The sequence below is a fragment of the Bacteroides clarus genome, assembly GCF_015555825.1.
In the GTDB taxonomy this organism is placed as follows: Bacteria; Bacteroidota; Bacteroidia; order Bacteroidales; family Bacteroidaceae; genus Bacteroides; species Bacteroides clarus.
In genome coordinates, this window is sequence record NZ_JADNLF010000005.1 from 1 (window position 1) to 24,116 (window position 24,116).

Genomic DNA, 24,116 nt, shown 5'->3' on the forward strand with positions numbered 1-24,116 from the left:
CCCGACCACGGGCATCAGATGGTGGACGATTTGAAGAAGAAAACCAATCCGGGCTACTCCTGCATCGGTCGTCTGAGGGGATTGGCGGAACTGAGGGGACTGGAAATGGGTATTGCCAAATCATTATATAACAATAATCATTAGGAATATTGGGTAGATTTACAAGCTGATAAAAAGTACTAAATCTACCCGTTTCCACTTTAAAGAAAGAGACATTTCTATTTACCTTTAACAACATATTTCCACATACAAAAATATATTTCAGCCATATTATCCTATACCAACTACTTCTTTGTAGTTATTCCGTATCCGAATATCTATTGAAACATACAAAACAGCAACCATGAAAAAAGTTATACTATCAATTATAGCAATACTTATAAACGTAGCATTTGTACAAGCTATCGGTCCAAACGTATGGGGGAAAAATATACTTCAGAAAATTAAATATGAAATATCCCAAGAATCACCGAGATATATACCGGCATACAAAGCATTACGCGATTTTTGTGACGCAGAAATAGAACGAGCACCCTACTCTGTAATGGACAAGAAGTTAGTTCCGCCAAGTGGCAACAAGCATGATTATATAAGCATAGGACGCTATTGGTGGCCTGACCCTACTAAACCCGACGGTTTACCTTATATCCGTAGAGACGGTCAGAGTAACCCCGAACGGAAACAGTTAGATCGTGAACGCATGGGAGACATGATGGATGCAGTAGCAAAACTCGCATTGATGTATTACTACAGCGACGAAGAGAAATATGCTCAAAAAGCCGTCCATTTATTACGGGTATGGTTCTTGAACGAAGATACGAAAATGAGCCCTAATATGCAATTCGGACAATACGTACCAGGGCATAATAACAACAAGGGACGTGCAGAAGGAGTACTTGATACTTACGGTATGGTAAAAATGCTCTCAGGAGTGACTTATCTGCAATCATCTCCATCACTAACAACCACCGATTTAAAAGGATTAAAAAAATGGTTCAATAACTATTTAGACTGGATACTTACCAGTGAACAAGGTATAGCCGAAAGATATGCAACAAACAACCACGCCATTGCCTACGATGTACAAGTAGTGGCATTTGCACAATTCACGGGACGCAACGAGCTCGCGCAAGAAGTTATTAACAATTTCTTATCCAAAAGAATTTTTAAGCAGGTAAAGAAAGATGGTTCACAACCGAAAGAACTAGCTCGTCAAACCGGATTCGGTTACTCCAATTACAACATCGAGCATATGCTTGATATGTGTATGTTAGCCGGAGAAACAGGGAAGCAAATGTATAATGAAAATAATGGGGAGAAATGCTCCATTAACGGAAGTATTGAGTACATGAGTCAATATTTAGGAAAACCTAAAAGTAAATTTCCTTATCAACAAATCAAAGAGTGGAACAGTGTACAGAATAATTTGGCATGGATACTACAACGTAGTACTCTTTTGAAATCTAACACCATCTACAAAGAAATGTTTTACAAATTCAATACTAGCAAATTAACAGATTATCAACGGCTGATATATACTTATTAACATGATAAAAACAGATATCAATCTTACTCCCCAAGCTTTAAAGAGTGATTTAAATCATTTTTGGAATTTGTCCGCACAAAAAATATATTCGATCGAAAAATCATTTAACAATGGACAAGGCAGCCCTGTATATACTACAAAAGGGCAATATGTCACAAAAGGCTGGACTGAGTGGACACAAGGTTTTCAATATGGCTCCGCCCTATTGCAGTTCGATGCCACAGACGAACAAGAGTTCCTTGAAATAGGACGAAAAAACACAATAGAGAGAATGGCTCCTCACATAAGTCATATCGGAGTACACGATCACGGTTTCAACAACCTCAGTACTTACGGCAATTTATTACGCCTCATGCAGGAAGGCCGCATCGAAAACAACAAATGGGAATATGATTTTTATAAACTTGCCATAAAAATATCAGGTAGCGTACAAGCAGCACGTTGGACAGATATCAGCAATGGAAATGGATACATCTATTCGTTTAATGGTCCACACTCCCTCTTTGTCGATACACTTCGTTCATGTAGAATACTAGTGCTGGCACACAAGTTAAAACATTATTTACAAGGCGAAGGAGATATACGAATATCTCTATTGGAGAGAGCCTGCAAGCATATACTAACCACAGCACATTATTCTGTTTTCTATGGAGAAGGCAGAGATAATTATGATGAATGGGGGCGTACAGCACACGAAATTATCTTCAATATCAATGATGGCAATTATCGTTGCCCCAACTCTCAGCAAGGTTACTCGGGCTTCACAACTTGGACACGCGGATTGGCATGGGCAATGGTAGGTTTCTCCGAAGAATTAGAAGCTTTTGCCACTATCCCTGATGAAGAATTTCAATCAACGGGGGGACGAACTACAATCATATCCAGTATGGAAAAAGCAGCCTGTGCCGTATGTGACTTCTACATTAAAAATACTCCTACAGATGGGATTCCTTATTGGGACACTGGTGCCCCTAACTTATGGAAGATAGGAAATTACCTACAAGAACCATCCAACCCGTATAATTCCTTCGAACCAATAGACTCATCAGCAGCAGCTATTGGAGCGCAAGGATTGATGCGCTTAGGAAAATATTTAAACAATGACTATTATTTTAAAACCGGATTGACTGTGCTCAAAGCATTACTTAATGAACCTTACCTAAGTAGCAATCCCAATCATCAGGGGCTATTGTTACACTCCATATACCATCGTCCAAATAACTGGGACTATATCCCTCAAAACGCCCAAATCCCTAATGGAGAGTCTTCCATGTGGGGAGACTATCATATTAGGGAAGCAGCCCTATATGTAACACGCCTAATTAATAATTCAACCTATTATACTTTTTTTAATGGGTACTAAATTATAATATACATGATAAAACAATTATTTGAAAAAGGAAATATCGGGCATAAAATAACCCGCAACCGATTTGTAGCCCAACCGATGGAAGGGAATTGTGCCGATAAAGGCGGCAGCGTTTCTCAACTCACTATCAACAAATATAAGAATCTAGCAGAAGGAAATTGGGGGATAATTATAGTAGAAGCACTTTCCGTCACTCCCACTTCACTCGCTAGAAAAAATGCCTTAGTATTAAATGAAAAGAATTTGGACGGATTTAAAAAGTTGGTAAATGAAATAAAACTCATCAATCCGGAAGCTTTAATTCTCTTCCAAATAACTCATTCCGGGTCGATAAGTAATCCTAATTTTTCAGAACAAGTAGCAATATCTCCACTTTCAGAAGGTCGCTTACTCAGTACTGACGAAATAGAAAAAATAAAAGAGGGATTTGTAAAATGTGCTCGTTTGGCCGAAGAAGCAGGAGCTGACGGTATTGATTACAAAAGTTGCCACGGCTATTTGGGGGCGGAAATATTACGCCCTATGAATATCCGCAACGACAAATGGGGTGGTTCTTGGGAAAATAGGACACGTTTCTTGCGTGAAGGTATTGAAGAAATATCTGCCAACAGAAAAAGAAATGATTTTCTTATAGGATGCCGAATCTCTATGTACGAAGGTATGAGAGGATGTGAAGGAACTTCTGCTCCAGAGGAACTGATAGAAGACTTAAGCGAACAAATAGCTCTGTTACAATTATTAAATAAACTGAAAATGGATTATGTCAACATATCAGCGGGCATACCTGCCAAGACCCCCACACTAACACGCCCTGTTCAAAGTGCCGCACTAATGTATTTGCACCACCTGCGTTATACACAATTCGCCAAGCAAACTTTAAGTAATACCAATATGAAAGTCATTGGTTCTGCATATTCCATTTTGCGGGAAGATGCTTTTAAGGTAGCAGAAGAAATGCTCAGCAAGCACTATACCGATTTTGTCGGCTGGGGTAGACAGACCTTGGCAGACCCATTAATGCCTAAAAAATTGGAGTATGGAGAGAGTATCAACTTCTGTACTGCATGCTCCGGATGCTCCAAAATGATGATAAAACAAATCAATGTCGGTTGTATAATGTTTGACGAACATTACAAAAGATATTGGAAAGAGAATTTATAAAAAATAAAGTATGAAACAAGTAGCATTAGTAACCGGGGGAACCCGTGGAATAGGTAAAGGCATAGCTATAGAATTAGCTAAAGCCGGTTTCAACCTTGCCATTAACGGAGTCAGAGAAGAACAACTAATAATACCTGTTCTTGAAGAACTCAAAAAGATAGGAACTGATGTCATATATTGTCAAGGAGACATATCTTCCTCTACAGATAGAAAACATATACTTGATTGTGTAGAAAATCATTTCGGGAAGTTAAATGTCCTCATAAACAATGGTGGCATTGCCCCCAAAGTACGTAGTGATTTATTAGAAACTACCGAAGAAAGCTTCGAGCAACTTATTCAAACTAATTTACAAGGGACTTATTTCTTGACACAACAAGCTGCCCGTCGAATGATACGCCAAGTTTCAGAGGTCTCCGACTATAGAGGGTGCATCATCACTATTTCATCCATATCATCACATGTAGCCTCAATAAATCGAGGAGAATATTGTATAGCCAAAGCAGGCCTTTCAATGATGACTAAACTTTTTGCCACACGCATGGGAGAATATGGCATTCCTGTTTACGAAGTACAACCTGGCATCATTGCTACTGACATGACAGCCAAAGTGAAAGAAAAATACGATGCATTATTTGCTAACGGCATTACCATTGAGAATCGATGGGGATACCCGGAGGACGTAGCCAAAGCAGTTGCCACTCTTGCTAAAGGAGAAATACCATATGCCACTGGTCAAGTATTGACCATTGATGGCGGACTTACTATTGAACGATTATAAATCTGAAAGTACTTAAATACAATGTGACTCCTCACTAATTAAGAGGGTAGCAGAAATTAGATAAATAAAGGGCACTGTCCACAATTTTGGGCACTGTCCATAATTTTGTGTAAATGTAAACGGGATTCAGTTATAAGTTCTCTTATATCTGAATTCTGTTTTCAAAAATAAGCATAAATTGGTTCATAATCAATCCCCAGTTAGTAATCGGCATCGTCCATTTCTTCTCAATCTCCGTCAGAGAAAGGTATACCATTTTCTTCACAGCATCATCCGAAGGGAATGAAAGCTTTGATTTAGTGTACTTTCTTATTTTCCCATTCAGATTTTCAATAAGGTTTGTAGTGTAGATTATTTTCCTGATTTCCAATGGGAACTGGAAGAAAACAGTCAGGTCATCCCAGTTATTCCTCCATGAGAGGATGGCATAAGGGTACTTTCCACCCCATTTCTTTTCCTAATTATCCAGTTCCGTAGCGGCAACCCCCTTATTGGGCGCGTTATAGATGTTCTTCATATCGGCCGTAAACTCTTTCTTGTCCTTGTAAACGACATATTTACAGGAGTTCCTAATCTGATGTACGACACATATTTGCGTGGAAGACTGAGGAAATACGGTACGTATGGTGTCGGCAAATCCGTTCAGGTTGTCAGTGCAGGTAATCAGTATGTCCTGCACTCCGCGAGCCTTCAAATCAGTCAGGACACCCATCCAGAATGAAGAACTCTCCGACTTTCCCACCCACATGCCAAGAACTTCCTTCAAGCCGTTCTGTTTCAGACCGACACAAAGATAAACAGTCTTGTTGATGATCTTTCCGCTGTCGCGAACCTTGAAGACAATACCGTCCATCCAAACTATGAGATAGACCGGATCCAAAGGGCGGCTCTGCCATTCCTGAGCAGCTTGATTGACTTTGTTCGTTATGATGGAAATGGCTGATGTGGACAGTTCTATTTCATAAATTTCACGCATTTCCTCTTCAATGTCAGACACGCTCATTCCTTTGGCATATAGGGAGATAACAAGTTTTTCTATGGAAATGTTTGGGAACAACTATGGGCTCGAATTGGCCGTTACGGTCACGGGGAATAGGTATGATCGCTTCACCGTGTTCGGTTTGGATTTTCTTGGAGTAGCTGCCGTTACGGGAATTACCGCTATTATGACCGGAAACCCAATTCTTCTCATAACCCAGATGAGTATCCATCTCACCTTCAAGCATTTTCTCTAATACCTGCGCGTGTAGCTGCTTCAGAAACTTGCTGACATCAGCTTCTGTTTTGAACTGACTAAGGAACTCCTTACTTAATACCTCATCAGGCACTACATGATTCTTCTCTTTCATAATCTTCGTCATTTTGCAAAGCTATTAAATAAAAAACTACGGAACTCATTCTGAATCCCGTAGTTTACATTTACACAAAATATTTTATAGTGCCATATTTTATAATGCCGAACTTATCTATCTTTTATGGTAAAATTACTCTATTACCCAAATATTCCTGAACTCGTAAGCAGTACCATGTTCCTGAAGATAGATAGGTCCAACAGGTCCTAAAGGAGTACGCCCACCGGCTGCCCCTTTAATAATATCTAATTCATAATCTTCATAAATGGGCATACCGTTTAAACTCATAGACACACGAGCATTTGCAATTTTTTCACCCTTTCCATTAAAGCGTGCCGCTTTATACTGAATATCCATAGTCTGCCATACCATCGGAGGTAATGAGTAATTAAACTCCGGTTCTTTAGCATTTACGAGATTTCCAAATGCCCCGCAAGGAGCCCCTTTACCTTGTCCCCATGAATCCTTAATATTAAATTCATAACGACTCTGCATATACACTCCCCCATTTGTCACCTCACCTAATAAACGAAACTCCAAATGCAAATGCTTAATATCACCATAATCTTTCTTAGAAATAATAGACTGATTTCCTGGAATCATACGAATATTTCCTGCCGGAGTAAGTTCAACTGATTGATCTGCATCAAAACTCCACTTCAGCCATTCTTTCTTTTTCAAACCTCCCCAAGCTCTCAAATCATTACCGTCAAACAATATCTCTGCACCTTCCGGAGCTGGCATATTTAAAGTAGGAGACTTGCGAATAACGGGACTACCTAAAAAATCCAATCCTTCTCCTTTTATCTTTAACAAACCTTTCTCAATAATAGCAGTAAATCCTTGTTCATTAGAAAATGATATATTTTTCCCATCCACTGTTCCTACTAAAATATAATCTGGTATAACATTGGCATAAGGTTTTTTAGACACATTCAACTTATATTCCTTTGTCGATTTATCAATATAAGACTGAGCTAGGCAATTTATTTTATCATCTAACCATTCCCCAATAAATCTGTCAGGGGTTTCGCCTGAGCCTTCTGGGTTCAATCCAAAATCTTGAATACGAATATTCCTAAAACGCACTTCCATCTTCTTGTACTTTTTCAACCAGTGTACCTGTAGACCAATAAACCCATTCGGTGTCATATAGTCAACCATTGAGGAAGCAAGCACCCCATTTATATAAGTACGAATACCATCTTTGTGAGCTTCAATACGCCCTTTATTCCATTTACCAGGAATAAAAGCAGCACGTGCTTTCGGATTTTCAGTCAAATTATTCAACCAACCGCGACGCTTTTCATCATAAACTCCCCCTGTCCAACTTCTCGGTTCTTTTCCTGCAGGAATAACACTCCCCTTTTCGTCCAAGTTATGAGGATAAGCAACATATTTATTTGTTTTATCCGGATCTATTTCAAACTGATAACCGCGTACTAATCCATCTGCAAAAATAGATCTAAAAGCTACACCGCTATTCAAATCTTCTTCACATAAAAATTCAAACTCCAAATTAAAGTTTCCATATTCTTTCTCAGTACAAAGAAATGTATTGTAGTTTTCTCCACCTTTAGAAGTGGTCCCTATAATAGTACCTCTTTCCACTCGAAAAGTAGCCTTACCACCTAGAATTTTCCACCCATTCAAAGTCTTACCATCAAAGAGATTTGTCCACTGGGCTTCCTTGGCACTTATACTTCCCAAGGAAGAACACAATAACACCAATAATACTATTTGTTTCATCATTTTTTTTGATATTAGTTTTCCTTAGCAATATATTTCATTAGTTTTCCTTTTGAAGAAGGAGCAAGAATTCCATCATAGGGTTGTTCTTCCATCAGTTCTATTCTTGTACCATCAATCATATAATAATTAATTTGAAGTTTTTTATTGATACCTGCCTTAGGCGGAGTAGGAACTTTCACACCTTCCGGTTGTTGTCTCGAATCAAGAATAGCTTTAGTCTTATAAATATCCTGAACTTCCAAGCATATATGATTCATTGAGCCCATACGTTCCCAACTAGGTTTTTCATCATACAACATTAATTCCACAGTCTCATACCCTTCGGGAACCTGAAGATGTACCCAACTTACCTTTTTAGGATTACCACCTCCACGCCAAACTTCCTTAAAGCCCAATACATCACAATAAAAAGACAATGCTTTGTCAACATCCGGTACCATAAATCCAACATGACTCATATGAGTGGATATTCTATTTTTGGACAAATCAAGGCCACACCTATCAGCCATTTTACCTTCCTTTCCATACTGAACTATTTCACAAATAGTTCCATTAGGGTCGGTGACAAAATAATTATAATTTCCAGTTCTTCCAACAGGGGTGTGATCGGGTACTTTGTATCCCTTTGATTTCAGATAAACTCTCATGGCTTCTGCATCAGTTGTTTCAACAGCAAAATGATATATACGACTACTATTTGCCGTGCGCTCAGGAAAAATTTCAATGAATTGCCTTTCGTTTACTTTAAAAACGGATAATGATACTTTCCCATCTTTTTCCAAAGTTACAGTTTCATCATATCCCATAAAGTCTCTCAAATAGCTACGGGTATGATCCAAGTCTTTAGTGTAGAACCCGATATGAGCAACACCTATAATAGGAGGACGTTGAGGAATATCTCCTTCTGCTTTTACCATACTACATATACTAAACAGTATACCAATCAATGCAAAAAATTTAGTTTTCATAACACTCACTATATTTTTTAATTATTAAATTCATTCTTTATTGCTTCACGAACTTTTCTGATAAATTCAGGTACCAAAGTGTACGGATCATAGGGCCGCCCAGGTACTGACAGTGTTTCAATAGACAAATAACCGGAATATCCCACCTTACGAACCATTTTCATAATCCGCTTCAGATCTATAGGAACCATATTCTCCTTTCCCTTGACACTTTCTTTTATTTGCCAATTAATAACATAAGGCAAACACATTTCCATATCTTTATAAGGATTATCCGTATGGAAATAACCTGTATCTAAAATCAAGCCAAACCAGGGATGATTTACAGCCTCCAATACCTTTACTGTTTGTTCGCCTGTAGCAAGCATATCGCCATGATTTTGTACACCTATTATAACTCCTTTACTTTTACCATATTCAGCCACTTCTTTAAAACAGGGAATCATCCATGAAGCCACTTCATCCCATCTACCTTCGTACCCTATTGGTACAAGCCCTGAAAATATGCGAAGTACAGGCGCACCTAATTTTGAGGCTACATCAATCCAATCTTTAACCCGTTCAACATCCTTACGACGAGCCTCTATATCAGGGTTAGCGAAATTATTCGTTACCCCCGTACCAGCGATATCAACACCTCTACGGAAAGCATATCTTTTCACTTCATAAATATAATCATCAACAGGAACGTTCGGATAACCAACAAAAAAATATCCTGTAGCATCCAATGCTTCTATATCATTAGCAGAACAAAAGTCAATTAAATCAAAAAGCGTCATCGGATCTCTAGTACGCCCTTTAATATAGTCATTTAAACTCTTAGTAAATGAATAGGCATTAAGAGCTACTTTCACACGAGACTCCGACACGTCAAACTTTTTAAAATGTTCTACGGATGCCCCAACAGGAATTTTGTTTTTAGCCACATTAATTGATTTACGTTCTCCCTGCGCGAAGTTATTACCTGCTACAAATAACAACGTAACTAACATCAGGAATAGCTTGTCTCTTATCATAAATATCTACATTAACATATAATATATTCTCCATCAAGCTCACATGGCCGAACAGATTGCCTGCCTTACTTCTGCGATAAATTGAGGTACTATTTCATAAGGATTGTATTTACGTGTACCTGTGTTTAAAGTTTCTACAGGCAAATATCCCCGATAGTTATGCTTAAGCACGATTTGCATTATTTTATCCAAATCGATTTTCTCTGTCAAATTCCAGCCAAACACACTTTCTTTTAGTTGCCAACCTACCACGTAAGGCATAAGCTTATTCATGTCTTCATATGGATCCTCGCTCATCAAGTTTCCAGTATCAAGAATAACTCCCACCCATGGCGACCCAACCATTTCTATTAATTCGATAGTTTCGTCCGCTGTTCTCAGCATATCCGCATGATGCTGTACACCTAATATCACTCCATATTTTTGGGCATGTAACGCGCATATTTTCAAACAATCCACTATCTGCCGGATAATCATTGGACGTGAGCTCTCTTCATACCCTTCTGGTGGAGTACCGGAAAATACCCGTAATACTTCAATACCCATTTTTGCAGCTGCTTCAATCCAATTCTTCACTAACTGAATAAAATAGGCTCTTTTAACTGGATCAGAAATAGCAAAATCATTCCACACACCCGTTCCAGATAGACAAACATTCCTTTTACGAGCATACTTTTTTATCTCAAACAGGTATTCATCATCAGGAACTTCCGGATATCCAACAAAATAGTAAGCGGTTAAATCCAACGCCTTAATATCATGTAGTGCACAAAAATCAATAAGATCAAAAACTGACAAGCCGTCCCCCACCCCCTTTACATAATCTATCAATTCATCATTGAAAGAGAAAGCATTTAGTGCAACCTCAACTTGTGCCTGTTCTATTTTATAGTTCTTTCTCAAGTCAAATCTTGGAAGTACCTCTTTTAAAGATTGAATATTCTCTACCCTTCTCTCTATTTTTGTATCAGTTTCTATACGCATACAACATTATATTTAGAAAAAAATGCTTTTACATTTTGTAATGCAGCTTTCAACTGTTCAGGAGTTGTTTCTCCACCAAATTGCCCACCAGAACTCATATGAGGCTCCAAAGTGACAAAACCGGAATAACTGGAAGTCACTAACTCTTTTATCAATTGCTCAATCTGCCCATCACCTTCGCCAGGGAGACTGCCAATGTCTGTACTTCCCAACTTCCAATCTTTAATATGTATATGTGTTACATACGGTTTCATTAACGGCCAACACACTTCTACATTATTCACTATATCACCGCCCCATACAAAATTTGCAGGATCATAAGCTAAAGAAAGTTTATCAGAATTTACAGAACGAGCAATATCAACACAATTTTCAGCACTATATCCAAAAATACGTGACTCGTTTTCGTGTACCATTCTCACATTACTTTCCTTTAAATATTCAGCTTTAATGGTCATACGCTCCATCACCTCTTCTCTATACTTATTTATATCTTCTCCTTGAGGCGCATAATAACTAAATACTCTGACCAGTTCTGTATTTAAGAAAGAAGCTACGTCAACAGCGTGCTTAAATCTATCGAAATGAGGACTGAAAGGCTGACTTATACCATATTTCCCTATCGGAGAAGCAATGGCACTAACGCCAATACCCCTGTCCGATAACATTTGTTTAACTTGTAGTAACTTTTCTTTTGAAATATTCAGTACATTCATTCCATCTATAAAACGCAATTCAATATAATTGAGTCCAACAGACTGAAAAAAGTCTAATTGCTGTTCAAAGTTCACATAAACCTCGTCTGCAAATCCGCTTAAATTTATCATAATATCAGAATTTTGTAAAATAAGTAGGTGCCACCCTAACTAAATAATAAACCACACTAATCAATGTAATAGCAATAGCTGCAATCATCCCTGTATTCCACCAAAAACGTTTGCTACCACGTACCATATCCGAACTCATATATTTTTCACTATTATTCAATAAGAAAAAGCCAATATATGCAACAGGCAACAATATCAATGCTATTGCAGAAGTAGGGATAGCAATCCAAGTGCCCATTTTACTCCATAGAATTGCGCCCAAAATTCCTGGGACAGGTACCAAGGTCGCCAATTTATATTTCCAACCTTCTTCTGGCAACTTAAAAATTTCACAAATAGCAAAGCCACAAACTACCATATGAAGAATGATAGCATTGATTGACATACCGATAATCCCTAAACCAAAAATCAAACGTGATACCAAAGCTGGCAGTCCAGCAGCTTCTAACATACTGGCTGCTTTAATAGGCGATATAGAAGATTCTCCAGGTTCTAAAGTGATAGTAGCACCTGCGGCAATAATCATCAATGAAGTGGCGATAGTATATGGTATTAACATTCCCGTAATCATATCAAATTTAGCCAAACCTGAATATTCTCTCGTCCAACCTTTTTTCAAGAACGAATAACCAAAAAGAAAAGTCATATTAATACCCACAGCTGCACTTAACGATGCAATAAAAATCTGAATACCTTGCGTATCATTCGGAATATTTAAATGGAAGCCACCATCCATTGAGAAAGGCAAAAAGCCTCTTCCTACTGCAGACCAATCAATGCCATCTCCACTGAAGCTACATACTACCACTACTATAACAAATGAGAAAATAATAAACCAAACAATACCTTTAATTATATTCTCAAAAATTTTAATCCCTTTGCTACCACTATTGTAGTTCCATACAATACGACACGCTAAACATAGCACAACTACAGCAATACCAAGTAATGCGAATGTTTGTGCAGATGAACCTTCTTCGAGTTGGAAGCCACCAAAAGCCTGTACTAAATCCAATGTCATTCCCGAAGCCAATGAGTATTGCGGAAAATGCCATATCATAGTTGCTACTAAAGTACATATGGCCCAAGCCCAAGCGACTATCGGACTTACATACTTTTTCATTGCATAAAAAGGCCTTTCCCCCCTACACATTGTCTGATGTGCTAAAGCTGACAACATGATAACCCCAATAAGCATAGCAATCGGCTGTACCCACAACAATTGATACTTAACACAAGCACCTGAAAATAAAGAGGCCATAGCACTTCCACCACCGAGCGTCATTGCACTTTGCATCCACCCTGGCCCCGATTTCGAAAAATACCACTTAGTACGTGCCCAAACGCCCTTATGCTTTAAATCACGCAACTCCGCTACTTCTTTTTTCACCAAATCAGACTTTCCTTCCAATGAATTATAGACAGCAGAAATCTCATCACTAGTCATTGCTTCATATATGCGTCTTTTATCTTCCATAATTCACTTTTTAAAGAATTGATACCTCTACTTCCGCACCCTTTCTTTCGGCAGAAACATAACTTGCATACAAAGTAGCCACTGTATCAGCTGCCAACTTGCTATTACTTTCTATTTCGCTTCCATAAGCCGCAGCATTATAAAAAGCATTCAGCTCATGTTGATACCCCAAAAACCAGCCCTCATCAGGAGATATTTGCGACCACCCCTGTTTGGTTTCTGTTTTTTCTACAACATATACATCATTATAAAATTTCTCATCTGGCGTATAAGTTTCCATTGTATTATTGTGACTCATATTACACAAGGTACGATGATTGTTTGCATTTACACGAATCCAATTATTAGTACCCCCTAAACTAAGCTCATTTGCTACAATGTCAGCAATTGTTCCATCTTCAAACTCAATATGAATAATACCAAAATCCTCTACATCTTTATAATGAGTTTTCAAATATCCTTGATCATCAAAATTTGGCAAACGAGTTATAGAATGCACACGTGCAGAAACAGTTTTGGGACGAATAGGCATACCAAAACGAGTTCTTCCTTCTACATGTTTAAAATAAATCACAGCTGTCAATGGATGACATCCTTTCCCTATTAAAGACCCACCACCAGAAAAGCGCCATTCACCATAAGCTAATGAATGTGAACCTGAGTGTGACTGTTCTCCATTCATCCATAATATTTGAGCTTTCGATTTTTCGATAATTTCACGTTCTTTCTGAACAGGAGGAGCATATACCCAATTCTCAGCATACATAATACGCCCTTCACTATTTTTTTCTGCATCCAACATTCTTTTTACACTTTCTACTGTGTGTTTTAGCCCCTCTTCACGAGAAAATGTTTTCCCACTAAATTCTTTTGTTCCATCTCCAAAATAACCGGTAAACGGTTTTTCTACTATCACATTCTTGTTCTTTGCAAGAGCAGCAATAACAATTTCCTCATGAGTTACAGGAGGTGTGCACACATGAATTACATCCGATGCATCAATTAACTCATCCATCGTATCAAAAACTACCATATTTCTTTGATTAGCAAAATCTTCTGCTTCTTGACGAGCAACAGAAAACACACCTGCCACCTCTATCTTTGTACTAAATACATGCTGCAAAGCATCATAATGAAAACGAGCAGCAAACCCAGAACCTACAAAACCTGATCTTAGAATCTTCTTTTCCATTTTTATATTTTATTATTGATTAAACGTTTATTATTGTGTACGTCCACAAATGTATTTTATATTTTTGAAAGACACAACAAATTATATAAAAAACATGTATTTTTTTTATTTTAATTCACAACATCACATATTATACACTATATTTGTAGGCATAAAAAAATAAAGCACTGTTGAATATGGCTAAAAAAATAAGAATCAAAGACATTGCTGATATAGCAGGTGTTTCCGCTGGAACAGTAGACCGTGTTTTACACAACCGGGGGCATGTAGCCGAGGACAAAAGAATAAAAATAGAAGCAGCCTTAAAAAAAATGAATTATACCCCCAATATACATATTTCAGCAATATCACTTCGTAAGAAGTATAAATTCATAATAACCATCCCAAAATCTACAACTGGAGAATATTGGTCTTTCGTTGAAGCAGGAATAGACAAAGCCCTAAAAAATTATTCCGCAGTAGATATTCAATGTGAATTTTGTTATTACAACCACTTTGACTTATTTTCATGTCGAAACACATTCGAACAAGTTATCCAACAAAACCCTGACGCTGTAATCATAGGGCCTACATTTAGAGATGAAACTATCTATCTTGTAGAACAATTATCTGATAAAAACATCCCTTATGTATTTATAGATTCAACCATAGAAGGTGTATTACCTTTAGCCTTTTATACAGCAGATCCACACACTTGCGGATATCTTATCGCCAAACTAATAACACAAATCACCCCTAAAGACGCAGATATAGCCCTTTTACAAGCTATCCGAATAGGAGACGAGAGTGCCAATACCACTATTTTAAGAAAAGCAGGATTCATGGCTTACTACACCGAACACAACTTACAAAATAAACTAATCCGTATCAATTATTCCGCTCAAGATAATGATTTAAATGAAAAATTATTAGAAGATTTTTTTATTACCAACCACAACATAAAAGGCGCAGTCATATTTAACTCAAGAGGACATGTTATCACTAACTATTTTAAAAAGCATAAAATTCATAATATAAAATTTGTCGGTATAGATCTAACTGAAAAAAATGCAAAAGCTTTAAATGAAGGATATATTGACTTTTTAGTCGGACAAAGACCTGATCAACAAGCATATATGGCAATCAAAACGCTAATACAATATTTAGTTTTCGGGAAAAAGATCACAAGCCAAAGTAATTATATGCCTTTAGATATCTTCGTTAAAGAAAATGCAACTTTATATAAAAAGTTCAATATATAATAGATAAATTACGACGGCCATACAAGATGGATTCCTAAAATTGAATACCAACAATTTACAAATTCCTATTATCCATAAAGGGGCTTTATTTCTTTTTACATTAATTCCCCTCTACACAAACTAATATTTATTATATATATGCACATAATCTATTCTGGGACAGTAGAAATTTAGTGAGGATTACAGTTTCCTATTCTCGCCCGAAATTCCGACCTTTACCTTATGGTAACAAATCAATTGGAGGTGTTGGCTCAGTTCGTGTTTCCTTCTGAAATACTCAACTACTTCTCAGTTACCGGCGTAGAACAGATCTCAACAGAAATACATATTCATCTTGAAGAACAGATGAATCCTACATTATCCAATGATGCGTACTTCGAATCCAAGGGCTTCATGAAAACAGTAAGCGTCACAGACTTTCCCATTCATGACCATAAGATCTCCTAAAGCTCCGCCTCCGTCGCTGGACCGATACGCGCACAAGCAAGAGTTTCAGTATCCCTATTAACCTTGATGACGTTTGTAAAGATACCCGTTACTCCAAGGAATTTGGTGTTTTTTTAAAAGAAACGTATGGAAACGTCCCTAGTGATCTACCGTACGCCTGAGGAATTCTACCATATAAATGGACATACTTTCGAGAAACAGTACTAGGGAACACTTAGTGACAGGCATTAGGAATAGTTGGAGTATGCGGATGAATGGATTTTATTCTCGGAGAACATCGATCTGCATTTGGCTATAAATGAGTCGTCTCTGTCTAATGGAGAATTATACACTTCTGCCACCAACACCAACCGTGACCTTCATACCCGTAAAGAAAGCCTTGTGGCAGCTGTCGCAGGAACCAAATCGGTGGATGTCATACAGGTACTCAAACAAATAGACGGGAAAGCCTGTAAAGCTATGGCGAAAGTGCCCCTTGACCTGGCCGATTCCATGTACAGAATTGTCACCATTACCTTTCCAAAAGCCAAACGTGTCATAGGCCGTTTTCATATACAGAAACTCGCTTGTGATGCTGTATAGGAAATCCGCGTAACCCATCGTTGGAATGCCTTACAACAGAGAAATGAAGGAATGCAAACAAGCGGGACAATCATATACGCCTTACCGTTTCCCAAACGGAAACACCCACCAGGAAGTGCTCGCCAGAAGCAGATACCTCTTGTTTAATCCGCGGAAAAGTGGACGGAAAAACAAAAAATACTGTTTAAGGAATATCCTGATACCCAAATGGCTTATGGACTGTCACATTCCTTAAGAATCATATTCGCCAAAAACACCATTAAGGACGCTGCAAGGCTAAGCATGACTCGATGGCATAATAAAGTGGATGAGTCAAGGATAAAGTCGTTCAATGTCATTGCGGCTACATTCTACGAGCACCATGATAACATTCTAAACTTATACTAAGGGCATCAAACTCCGCAGCAAAGTCTTTCAACGCAAAGATTAAACTCTTTAGAGCAAATTCACATGGAGTGGCAGACAAAAAGTTCTTTCTGTTTAGAATGGCAAAAATATATGGATATCCCCACTAAATTTCTACTGCCCATAATATACCTGCTGGAAAAGAAAAAGCTCCGCAAATCATTGATTTACAGAGCTTTTATAAAACATTTGTACTCGAAGCGGGACTTGAACCCGCACAGCCGCAATGGCCAAAGGATTTTAAGTCCTTCGTGTCTACCATTCCACCATTCGAGCATCCTTAAAAAGGAGAGCGGAAAACGAGACTCGAACTCGCGACCCTAACCTTGGCAAGGTTATGCTCTACCAACTGAGCTATTTCCGCAGGTTTCCGGAGAACGGATGCAAAGATAAATAGTTTCCCCGTTACAGCCAAACTTTTCACCGGAAAAAAGTTAACTAAGTAGCGTGTACGATGTTAACCGAACTGTCATTGATTAGTTAACATCCTGAGCAGAGGAAGTTAACATCGTACGTCACAATAAGTTAATTCTCTACGATTACCGACCGAGCAATACTTTCTCGGCCTGTTCCATTGTCTCAAAATTAAAGCCATCTACAACTTTCCGCATCAAACCGGAGATTTCATCATTGCACAGATTACCTATACTGCCTTCATGCGTATGATGTACCTCTTTGCCATGAGAGAACTTACCGGCTTCAATGTCCAAACCGACTTTCTTATAAGCATCACGGAACGGCATACCTTCGCGAGCCAGACGATTCACCTCTTCCACACTAAAAATAAGCAGGTACTTATCGTCGTCAAGGATATGTTCGTTCACTTTGATTTCGTTCATTATATAAGTCGTCATCTGCAAACAATCCTTCAACTCCTGAAAAGCAGGCAGGAATACTTCCTTAATAATCTGCAAGTCGCGGAAATATCCGGAAGGCAGATTATTGGCTATCATCATTATCTGCTGGGGCAACGACTGAAGCTTATTGCATTTGGCACGTGTCAGTTCAAAAACATCCGGATTCTTCTTATGCGGCATAATGCTTGAACCGGTAGTGCACTCATCCGGCAACTTCACAAATCCGAAGTTCTGGCTATTGAACATACAGGCATCAAACGCCAGCTTGGAAATCGTACCCGCAATGCTTGCCAAAGCAAAAGCTACATTACGCTCCATTTTTCCACGCCCCATTTGGGCATACACCACATTATAATTCAGCGAATCGAAGCCCAACAGCCGGGTAGTCATTGTACGATTCAAAGGGAAGGACGAACCATATCCGGCGGCAGAGCCCAGCGGATTACGATTACACAACTTAAAGGCAGCCTGCAAGAACAGCATATCATCCACCAGACTCTCCGCATAAGCGCCAAACCACAATCCGAAAGACGACGGCATCGCTATCTGCAAATGAGTATAGCCCGGCATCAGCACATTTTTATAACGTTCGCTCTGCATGATGAGCACATGGAAAAGTTGCTCCACAGCTTCGGCGATTTCCTTTATCTCCGTACGGGTAAAGAGTTTCAAGTCCAGCAGCACCTGGTCGTTGCGAGAGCGACCGCTATGGATTTTCTTTCCCACATCACCCAACTTACGAGTCAGCATCAATTCCACCTGAGAGTGAACATCTTCCACCCCCTCTTCTATCACAAACTCCCCATTCTCTGCAGCCGCATAGATATTCTTTAATTCCGCGAGCAGCAGGGACAATTCATCTTTCGTCAGCAAGCCGATACTTTCCAGCATCGTGATATGTGCCATAGAGCCCAACACATCATGCTTTGCCAGGTAAAGATCCATCTCACGGTCACGTCCCACCGTAAAACGCTCTATATCCTTATTTACCTGAACGGATTTTTCCCAAAGTTTCTGAGCCATAAGATTCAGTAATTAGTAATTAATCAGTGACAAGGTCTCTGCCATTTTCTCCAGTCCTTCCTGTAAAGGTTTCTGCACCATAGTTTTCATAAACGGATTTAATTCCATACCGATGGTGAGTTTCATTTTACATTCCGTTTCTGTAACGGGCACTATCTGTATCCACAGATTGAACGGCAGAGGCGAGGTTGTTGTTGCAAACTTGATACATTTACAAGGTTCTTTCTCCACAATCTGCAATACGATTTTCCCAACCGGAGGTACTTCTATCGACAGCGTTTCCGCATCAAAACTCAAATTCTTCACCTTGTCCTGCGGTAGGCGGTCTTTTACCTTATCCAAATTGCTAAGGTCTGAAAGCTTCTCATAAACAGCATTTTGCGAAGCAGGTATTACCTTCACCGCACTCTCAAATTTTGTCATAATCCAATGGTCTTTAAAAGACAAAAAGAACTATCCGGACAGTATCTATCCGAATGGCTCTTTCGTCATAATCTATCATTATATAAAATAAGTCTTATTTTCCGGCTTCCCAATGCGCAGGGTCTTTACGCCATTCGTTCAGCGTAGCCACATCTTCTTCTTCAATGTAGCCTGTACGAAGAGCGACTTCCATAACAGCTTCATAATTGGTCAGTGTCACCAAAGGAACTTTAGCATCCTTGAATGCTTTTTCCGCGATGGGGAATCCGTAAGTGTAAGCGGCAACCATACCGATTACTTCGCATCCGTCACGACGGATAGCTTCAACGGCTTTTAAGCTGCTTCCACCGGTAGAAATCAAATCTTCCACCACTACCACTTTCATGCCCGGACGAAGTTCGCCTTCTATCAAGTTCTCCAAACCATGGTCTTTCGGAGTAGAGCGTACATATACAAATGGCAGGTTCAATGCATCAGCCACCAATGCTCCCTGAGGAATAGCTCCCGTAGCAACACCGGCAATAGCATCAACCTGACCGAAACGTTCCAGAATCAGACGCGTAATTTCCAACTTCACGAAATTACGGAGAGAAGGATATGAAAGAGTTTTACGGTTATCACAGTAAAACGGGGATTTCCATCCTGATGCCCAAGTAAATGGATTAGCGGGTTGTAGTTTAATCGCTTTAATCTTCAGCAACTTCTCTGCAAACAATCTTTCTAAAGTTTTCATAGCTAAACTAACTATTATGATAAATATGCCGCAAAAATACAGAAAGCTAACGAGAATAAAAAAAAGAATACGGATAATTTTTACTCCAAATCATCATTTTCATCAGAAAGCGTAATGCAATGACGAATATCCTTCATTTCGAATCCCCGGCTCAGAGCGAAACGTACCAACTTATTATTCAGCTCGAACTCATTTTCCGCGTGAACGCTCTTGCGCTTGGCCGCCAGTAAATCATTCAGAACGGCAAGATATTCATCTTCGTCAATCTCATTCAGGTACTGAAAGAAAACTCTTTGGGGGATTTTCTTTAATTGGAGCGCCTGCCCTATCTTTATTTTTCCCCATTTGGCAAAACGGTACTTATCATGGATAAAGGCGCGGCAAAAGCGTTCCTCATCAATGTATTTTTCCTGTTCCAAACGGTTGATGATACGGTCTATGGCGTCATAAGAAATACCCCAACGCTGCAATTTCTCCGTTACTTCCGCACGGCAATGCTCTGCAGTAGAACAATAAGCGGCCAGGCGGCTTAAAGCATCTGTTTCTGTAATTTCTATCATCGTTCTGCGATTACAATTCGGTCATTTCCGGAAATATCTTTTAGAACCCGTAGATTGGTATATCCCTGCTCACAAAGCATCGTCGCCGTAGCTTCTCCGTAAGCCCGGTTTATTTCAAAATACAACCGGCCGCCGGGCGCAAGCATCGTCTTGCCCAATTCCGCTATCCGCCGGTAAAAAAGCAATGGATCGTTATCCGGAACAAACAATGCCGAAAAAGGTTCCCAGTCCAGCACATTGCGCTCCATCGTTTGCTTCTCCGACTCTGTGACATATGGCGGATTACTGACAATGACATCATAACATTCTCTGTCTCCCGGTGTATAGGTCAGTACGTTTTGCCGGAGAAAGCGTACATTTCCTCCGAGCATATCGTTATTTCGTCGGGCAATATTCAAAGCTTCATCCGAAATATCCCAGGCTGTTACTTTCGCATCCGGAAAGGCTTTGGAAAGAGAGACCGCGATACATCCGCTCCCCGTTCCTATATCAAGAACACGGGCATCGGACGCAATCTCCTTTAACATCGTTTCCACCAATTCCTCCGTTTCCGGACGGGGAATCAGCACGCCGGGAGCCACGTGATAGGAACGTTCCAAAAAGCGGGCGGTTCCCTGTATATACTGTATCGGTTCAAAATTATGCAAACGAGCGAGAATGCCATCCAAATCCTGCATCTCTTTTGGGGATAAAATTATATCTTTGCCCAGATAATAATCAACCGCCGTCTGTCCCAGTATTTCGCAACAGACAATGCGGGATAGATTGGCAGCTTCTTGTGCAGAGTAACTCTCCTGCAAAGTACGGCGAATATGAGCAACGGAAATATTCATAACGTTCGGCATTTCGAGCTGCAAAAATAGTGGAAGTTTAAGAGTAATACAAAGTATGGAAGAAGAAAAATATATGCGCCGCTGCATTCAACTGGCTCAAAACGGATTATGCAATGCTGCCCCCAACCCGATGGTGGGTGCAGTAGTCGTATGCGACGGAAAAATTATCGGTGAAGGATATCATGTACGTTGCGGTGAAGCGCATGCCGAGGTCAATGCAATCCGCTCTGTCAAAGAGCCTTCACTGCTGAAGCGCTCCACAATCTACGTCAGCCTGGAGCCTTGCTCCCATTATGGAAAAACGCCGCCTTGCGCCGACCTCATCATAGAGAAGCAAATTCCTCGCATCGTGATAGGCTGCCAAGACCCGTTTGCCAAAGTAGCAGGGCGAGGAATCCAAAAGCTGAAAGATGCGGGGCGGGAAGTCACCGTCGGGGTGCTGGAACAGGAATGTAGAAATTTAATCCGCCGCTTTATTACATTTCATACCTTGCATCGTCCATATATTACGCTGAAATGGGCGGAATCCACCGATAGATACATCGACAACTTCCGGGAAGGCGGAAAACCGGTTATCTTATCCAATCCATTGACTTCCATGCTGGTACACAAAAAGCGGGCGGAACATAGCGCCATTATGGTAGGCACACGTACAGCCGAACTGGACAACCCCGGTCTGACGGTACGCAATTGGCAGGGACGGTCGCCCGTACGAATCGTTATAGACAGAAAGCAAAAGCTCTCCCCCGAGCTACATTTATTCGATGGCAATGTCCGTACGCTCGTATTCACGGAGAAACCGCATTCTCCACAATCCAACATTGAATACCTTCCCATTGACTTCCGGCAGAATATATTGCCACAAATCATGGAGTATTTGTATGCGCAAGGACTGCAATCGCTATTAGTTGAAGGCGGGAACGTCCTGTTACAGTCTTTCATCGATGCGGGATTGTGGGATGAAGCGTTTGTTGAAGAGAGCCCTTCAATGCTGTTTTCCGGTGTTAAAGCACCTGAAATAGGCGATAAAATACCTTATGCCAACGAACAATATTTCGGTAGAAGTTTTCGACATTACACCGCTGCAAGATTAAGCTAACAGCCTTATTCAAGGGCATTTTTATCGAGAAAAACAGCCATATTATCTATAATTTTATATAAAACTTGCCGATAAAGCTGTTTATAGAAAAAAATGTTCCTATTTTTGCAACTTGTAAATAAACACTATCTTTCAAATGAGAATAAAGTTTTTAGCAATAATCGCGAGTTTTCTTTTTGTATCAATCGCAATAAGCTCGTGCCTTGACTCTGACGATACAGTAGAACTAAGCTCCGATGCAACGGTACATGCTTTTGGCATCGACACCGTATACGGCAAATATTATAAATTCACGATAGATCAACTAAGCAGAGAAATCTATAATCAGGATTCATTGCCAATTGGAGCGGATACGATTATTGACCGCATATTAATCGATACATTCACCGTAAGCGGCTGGATTACTTCGAGAGATGAAATGAACATCAACGGCGACACGATATTCAACAAAGCCGATTCGGTAGACCTTAGAAAAGCGGTAAACAATGAAACCGGAATGAAGTTTAAAGTACATGCTCCGGACGGCGTTACTGTAAACGAGTATACTCTCAAAATCAGAATGCATAAGCAAGACCCGGACTCTTTGGTATGGAACCTTATGAGTTCTCCTCTACTTGTGCCCGCTCCTACAAGTGGTCAAAAGGCAGTATTATTCAATAACGAATTATGGGTATTCACTCAAGATGCAGCATACAAAACGGCTATACAACCTGATGAAAACAATAAATATCCAAGCGATTGCAATTGGACGACAGAAGCATATACAAACTTCCCCAATAATGCCCAATTAAGTTCTCTTGTAACCCTCAGTGGAGATAACGGGCAAAAGCTATATATTGTTGCTGATAATACAGTACACTCTTCTTCAGACGGAAAATTATGGAAGAAAGAAGCTGAATTTGGGGATAAAGTCCAAGCATTGATAGCAAGTTTCCCTAATATCCTTACCGTTATTACCGATAATGGCGTTTATACCACTAAGGACGATGGAGTTACTAAAGAGACTGGTGAATTCAGCGGTACAAACTTTCCTACTGAAAACATATATTCCACCAACTTCGAGTCTAACTACCAGCCTCAGGTTATGATAGTAGGCAAGTCCGGCAATGACCAATCAGAGCAAACAGTTCCTTGGGTTTCCTCTAATGGTAGCTATTGGGTTCCACTTAATAATACAGCCTACAATGTATATTGCCCTAAACTCGCCAACCCTGTTGTGATGTACTACGGTGAAAACTATTACATCTTCGGCAGTAAAGAAGAAAACAAGCTTGATGCCATTTACACTTCCGTTGACGGCATATCCTGGCGTAAAACCCAAAGAAAATTCTTGTTAGACAAAGATATGACAGAAATAACCGCCCCCTATTCCATTGTAGTAAATGCTCCCTATATCTGGGTAATCTTCGGCGGTGACGGAAGCACAAATGCAGTTTGGCGCGGCCATCTCAACAAGCTGATGTCGGCCGAAGTGCAGTAATCTTATTG

Annotated in this window: 20 protein-coding genes, 2 tRNA genes and 3 pseudogenes; 10 read left to right on the top strand and 15 right to left on the bottom strand. The window is 39.7% G+C overall.

Going from position 1 to position 24,116, the window contains the following annotated elements; all coding sequences use genetic code 11:
- From I2F54_RS06920 to I2F54_RS06940, 5 genes are all read left to right on the top strand, one after another.
- The coding region (locus I2F54_RS06920) for a mannonate dehydratase (protein WP_195500850.1) at positions 1–144 on the top strand (144 nt) is incomplete at its 5' end.
- Between the two features lie 199 nt (positions 145–343).
- Positions 344–1,546, top strand: coding sequence for an alginate lyase family protein (locus I2F54_RS06925; protein WP_087426659.1), 1,203 nt, complete (start codon positions 344–346; stop codon positions 1,544–1,546).
- Between the two features lies 1 nt (position 1,547).
- On the top strand, positions 1,548–2,909 hold the full coding sequence (locus I2F54_RS06930; RefSeq protein WP_087426660.1) for a glycosyl hydrolase: 1,362 nt from the start codon (positions 1,548–1,550) through the stop codon (positions 2,907–2,909).
- A 12-nt stretch (positions 2,910–2,921) separates the two neighbouring features.
- Positions 2,922–4,076, top strand: a complete 1,155-nt coding sequence (locus I2F54_RS06935) for an oxidoreductase (protein ID WP_087426661.1) — start codon at positions 2,922–2,924, stop codon at positions 4,074–4,076.
- A gap of 10 nt (positions 4,077–4,086) precedes the next feature.
- Complete coding sequence (locus I2F54_RS06940) at positions 4,087–4,857, top strand: 3-ketoacyl-ACP reductase (protein ID WP_087426662.1); 771 nt, start codon at positions 4,087–4,089, stop codon at positions 4,855–4,857.
- Positions 4,858–4,999: 142 nt separating this feature from the next.
- On the opposite strand, the pseudogene I2F54_RS06945 reads toward I2F54_RS06940, so the two are convergent.
- The 8 genes and pseudogenes from I2F54_RS06945 to I2F54_RS06980 form a co-directional block, all read right to left on the bottom strand.
- A pseudogene (locus I2F54_RS06945) lies at positions 5,000–6,206 on the bottom strand (IS256 family transposase).
- 135 nt (positions 6,207–6,341) lie between these two features.
- On the bottom strand, positions 6,342–7,961 hold the full coding sequence (locus I2F54_RS06950) for a 3-keto-disaccharide hydrolase (protein WP_195500851.1): 1,620 nt from the start codon (positions 7,959–7,961) through the stop codon (positions 6,342–6,344).
- Positions 7,962–7,972: 11 nt separating this feature from the next.
- Positions 7,973–8,929 carry a VOC family protein gene (locus I2F54_RS06955; RefSeq protein ID WP_087426664.1) on the bottom strand — a complete coding sequence of 319 codons (957 nt, stop codon included), beginning with the start codon at positions 8,927–8,929 and terminating at the stop codon, positions 7,973–7,975.
- A gap of 17 nt (positions 8,930–8,946) precedes the next feature.
- A complete protein-coding gene (locus I2F54_RS06960; protein ID WP_229097150.1) occupies positions 8,947–9,945 on the bottom strand; it encodes a sugar phosphate isomerase/epimerase family protein in 999 nt (332 codons plus the stop codon).
- 39 nt (positions 9,946–9,984) lie between these two features.
- The gene (locus tag I2F54_RS06965) at positions 9,985–10,929 is read right to left on the bottom strand and encodes a sugar phosphate isomerase/epimerase family protein (RefSeq protein WP_195500852.1); all 945 of its coding nucleotides are present in this window, start codon (positions 10,927–10,929) and stop codon (positions 9,985–9,987) included.
- Complete coding sequence (locus I2F54_RS06970; protein WP_195500853.1) at positions 10,920–11,756, bottom strand: sugar phosphate isomerase/epimerase family protein; 837 nt, start codon at positions 11,754–11,756, stop codon at positions 10,920–10,922. Before I2F54_RS06970 ends, I2F54_RS06965 begins: the two co-directional genes overlap by 10 nt.
- Before the next feature lie 4 nt (positions 11,757–11,760).
- Positions 11,761–13,233 carry a divalent metal cation transporter gene (locus I2F54_RS06975; RefSeq protein WP_087426667.1) on the bottom strand — a complete coding sequence of 491 codons (1,473 nt, stop codon included), beginning with the start codon at positions 13,231–13,233 and terminating at the stop codon, positions 11,761–11,763.
- Positions 13,234–13,243: 10 nt separating this feature from the next.
- The gene (locus I2F54_RS06980) at positions 13,244–14,425 is read right to left on the bottom strand and encodes a Gfo/Idh/MocA family protein (RefSeq protein ID WP_087426668.1); all 1,182 of its coding nucleotides are present in this window, start codon (positions 14,423–14,425) and stop codon (positions 13,244–13,246) included.
- A 176-nt stretch (positions 14,426–14,601) separates the two neighbouring features.
- Here I2F54_RS06980 and I2F54_RS06985 point away from each other — a divergent pair, with 176 nt between their 5' ends.
- From I2F54_RS06985 to I2F54_RS06990, 3 genes and pseudogenes are all read left to right on the top strand, one after another.
- Positions 14,602–15,666: a substrate-binding domain-containing protein gene (locus I2F54_RS06985; RefSeq protein ID WP_087426669.1), complete on the top strand. Its 1,065-nt coding sequence runs from the start codon at positions 14,602–14,604 to the stop codon at positions 15,664–15,666.
- 222 nt (positions 15,667–15,888) lie between these two features.
- A pseudogene (locus I2F54_RS16185) lies at positions 15,889–16,274 on the top strand (ISAon1 family transposase N-terminal region protein).
- A pseudogene (locus tag I2F54_RS06990) lies at positions 16,240–17,210 on the top strand (ISAon1 family transposase). The pseudogenes I2F54_RS16185 and I2F54_RS06990 overlap by 35 nt, the downstream one beginning before the upstream one ends.
- A gap of 82 nt (positions 17,211–17,292) precedes the next feature.
- On the opposite strand, the gene I2F54_RS06995 reads toward I2F54_RS06990, so the two are convergent.
- From I2F54_RS06995 to prmC, 7 genes are all read right to left on the bottom strand, one after another.
- Positions 17,293–17,376: transfer RNA gene (locus I2F54_RS06995), tRNA-Leu, on the bottom strand.
- Positions 17,377–17,391: 15 nt separating this feature from the next.
- Positions 17,392–17,464 (bottom strand) — tRNA-Gly (locus tag I2F54_RS07000).
- Between the two features lie 175 nt (positions 17,465–17,639).
- A complete protein-coding gene (gene argH / locus I2F54_RS07005) occupies positions 17,640–18,980 on the bottom strand; it encodes an argininosuccinate lyase (RefSeq protein WP_022218784.1) in 1,341 nt (446 codons plus the stop codon).
- A gap of 12 nt (positions 18,981–18,992) precedes the next feature.
- On the bottom strand, positions 18,993–19,403 hold the full coding sequence (locus I2F54_RS07010) for an SRPBCC family protein (RefSeq protein ID WP_009121873.1): 411 nt from the start codon (positions 19,401–19,403) through the stop codon (positions 18,993–18,995).
- Between the two features lie 94 nt (positions 19,404–19,497).
- Complete coding sequence (gene pyrE / locus I2F54_RS07015; RefSeq protein WP_009121872.1) at positions 19,498–20,136, bottom strand: orotate phosphoribosyltransferase; 639 nt, start codon at positions 20,134–20,136, stop codon at positions 19,498–19,500.
- Positions 20,137–20,216: 80 nt separating this feature from the next.
- The gene (locus I2F54_RS07020; RefSeq protein WP_009121871.1) at positions 20,217–20,696 is read right to left on the bottom strand and encodes a regulatory protein RecX; all 480 of its coding nucleotides are present in this window, start codon (positions 20,694–20,696) and stop codon (positions 20,217–20,219) included.
- The gene (gene prmC / locus I2F54_RS07025) at positions 20,693–21,529 is read right to left on the bottom strand and encodes a peptide chain release factor N(5)-glutamine methyltransferase (protein ID WP_195500854.1); all 837 of its coding nucleotides are present in this window, start codon (positions 21,527–21,529) and stop codon (positions 20,693–20,695) included. Before prmC ends, I2F54_RS07020 begins: the two co-directional genes overlap by 4 nt.
- 55 nt (positions 21,530–21,584) lie before the next feature.
- Between prmC and ribD the strand changes: the two genes are divergently transcribed.
- Positions 21,585–22,628 (top strand): bifunctional diaminohydroxyphosphoribosylaminopyrimidine deaminase/5-amino-6-(5-phosphoribosylamino)uracil reductase RibD, encoded by a 1,044-nt coding sequence (gene ribD, locus I2F54_RS07030; protein WP_195500855.1) that lies wholly within the window; start codon positions 21,585–21,587, stop codon positions 22,626–22,628.
- A gap of 136 nt (positions 22,629–22,764) precedes the next feature.
- On the top strand, positions 22,765–24,108 hold the full coding sequence (locus I2F54_RS07035; RefSeq protein ID WP_195500856.1) for a DUF6242 domain-containing protein: 1,344 nt from the start codon (positions 22,765–22,767) through the stop codon (positions 24,106–24,108).
- Positions 24,109–24,116 lie beyond the last annotated feature (8 nt).

Bases quoted from the DNA above. Each gene is read 5' to 3' on its own strand.
- I2F54_RS06925 (WP_087426659.1), top strand. From the start codon at position 344: ATGAAAAAAGTTATACTATCAATTATAGCAATACTTATAAACGTAGCA.
- I2F54_RS06930 (WP_087426660.1), top strand. From the start codon at position 1,548: ATGATAAAAACAGATATCAATCTTACTCCCCAAGCTTTAAAGAGTGAT.
- I2F54_RS06935 (WP_087426661.1), top strand. From the start codon at position 2,922: ATGATAAAACAATTATTTGAAAAAGGAAATATCGGGCATAAAATAACC.
- I2F54_RS06940 (WP_087426662.1), top strand. From the start codon at position 4,087: ATGAAACAAGTAGCATTAGTAACCGGGGGAACCCGTGGAATAGGTAAA.
- I2F54_RS06950 (WP_195500851.1), bottom strand. From the start codon at position 7,961: ATGATGAAACAAATAGTATTATTGGTGTTATTGTGTTCTTCCTTGGGA.
- I2F54_RS06955 (WP_087426664.1), bottom strand. From the start codon at position 8,929: ATGAAAACTAAATTTTTTGCATTGATTGGTATACTGTTTAGTATATGT.
- I2F54_RS06960 (WP_229097150.1), bottom strand. From the start codon at position 9,945: ATGATAAGAGACAAGCTATTCCTGATGTTAGTTACGTTGTTATTTGTA.
- I2F54_RS06965 (WP_195500852.1), bottom strand. From the start codon at position 10,929: ATGCGTATAGAAACTGATACAAAAATAGAGAGAAGGGTAGAGAATATT.
- I2F54_RS06970 (WP_195500853.1), bottom strand. From the start codon at position 11,756: ATGATAAATTTAAGCGGATTTGCAGACGAGGTTTATGTGAACTTTGAA.
- I2F54_RS06975 (WP_087426667.1), bottom strand. From the start codon at position 13,233: ATGGAAGATAAAAGACGCATATATGAAGCAATGACTAGTGATGAGATT.
- I2F54_RS06980 (WP_087426668.1), bottom strand. From the start codon at position 14,425: ATGGAAAAGAAGATTCTAAGATCAGGTTTTGTAGGTTCTGGGTTTGCT.
- I2F54_RS06985 (WP_087426669.1), top strand. From the start codon at position 14,602: ATGGCTAAAAAAATAAGAATCAAAGACATTGCTGATATAGCAGGTGTT.
- argH (WP_022218784.1), bottom strand. From the start codon at position 18,980: ATGGCTCAGAAACTTTGGGAAAAATCCGTTCAGGTAAATAAGGATATA.
- I2F54_RS07010 (WP_009121873.1), bottom strand. From the start codon at position 19,403: ATGACAAAATTTGAGAGTGCGGTGAAGGTAATACCTGCTTCGCAAAAT.
- pyrE (WP_009121872.1), bottom strand. From the start codon at position 20,136: ATGAAAACTTTAGAAAGATTGTTTGCAGAGAAGTTGCTGAAGATTAAA.
- I2F54_RS07020 (WP_009121871.1), bottom strand. From the start codon at position 20,696: ATGATAGAAATTACAGAAACAGATGCTTTAAGCCGCCTGGCCGCTTAT.
- prmC (WP_195500854.1), bottom strand. From the start codon at position 21,529: ATGAATATTTCCGTTGCTCATATTCGCCGTACTTTGCAGGAGAGTTAC.
- ribD (WP_195500855.1), top strand. From the start codon at position 21,585: ATGGAAGAAGAAAAATATATGCGCCGCTGCATTCAACTGGCTCAAAAC.
- I2F54_RS07035 (WP_195500856.1), top strand. From the start codon at position 22,765: ATGAGAATAAAGTTTTTAGCAATAATCGCGAGTTTTCTTTTTGTATCA.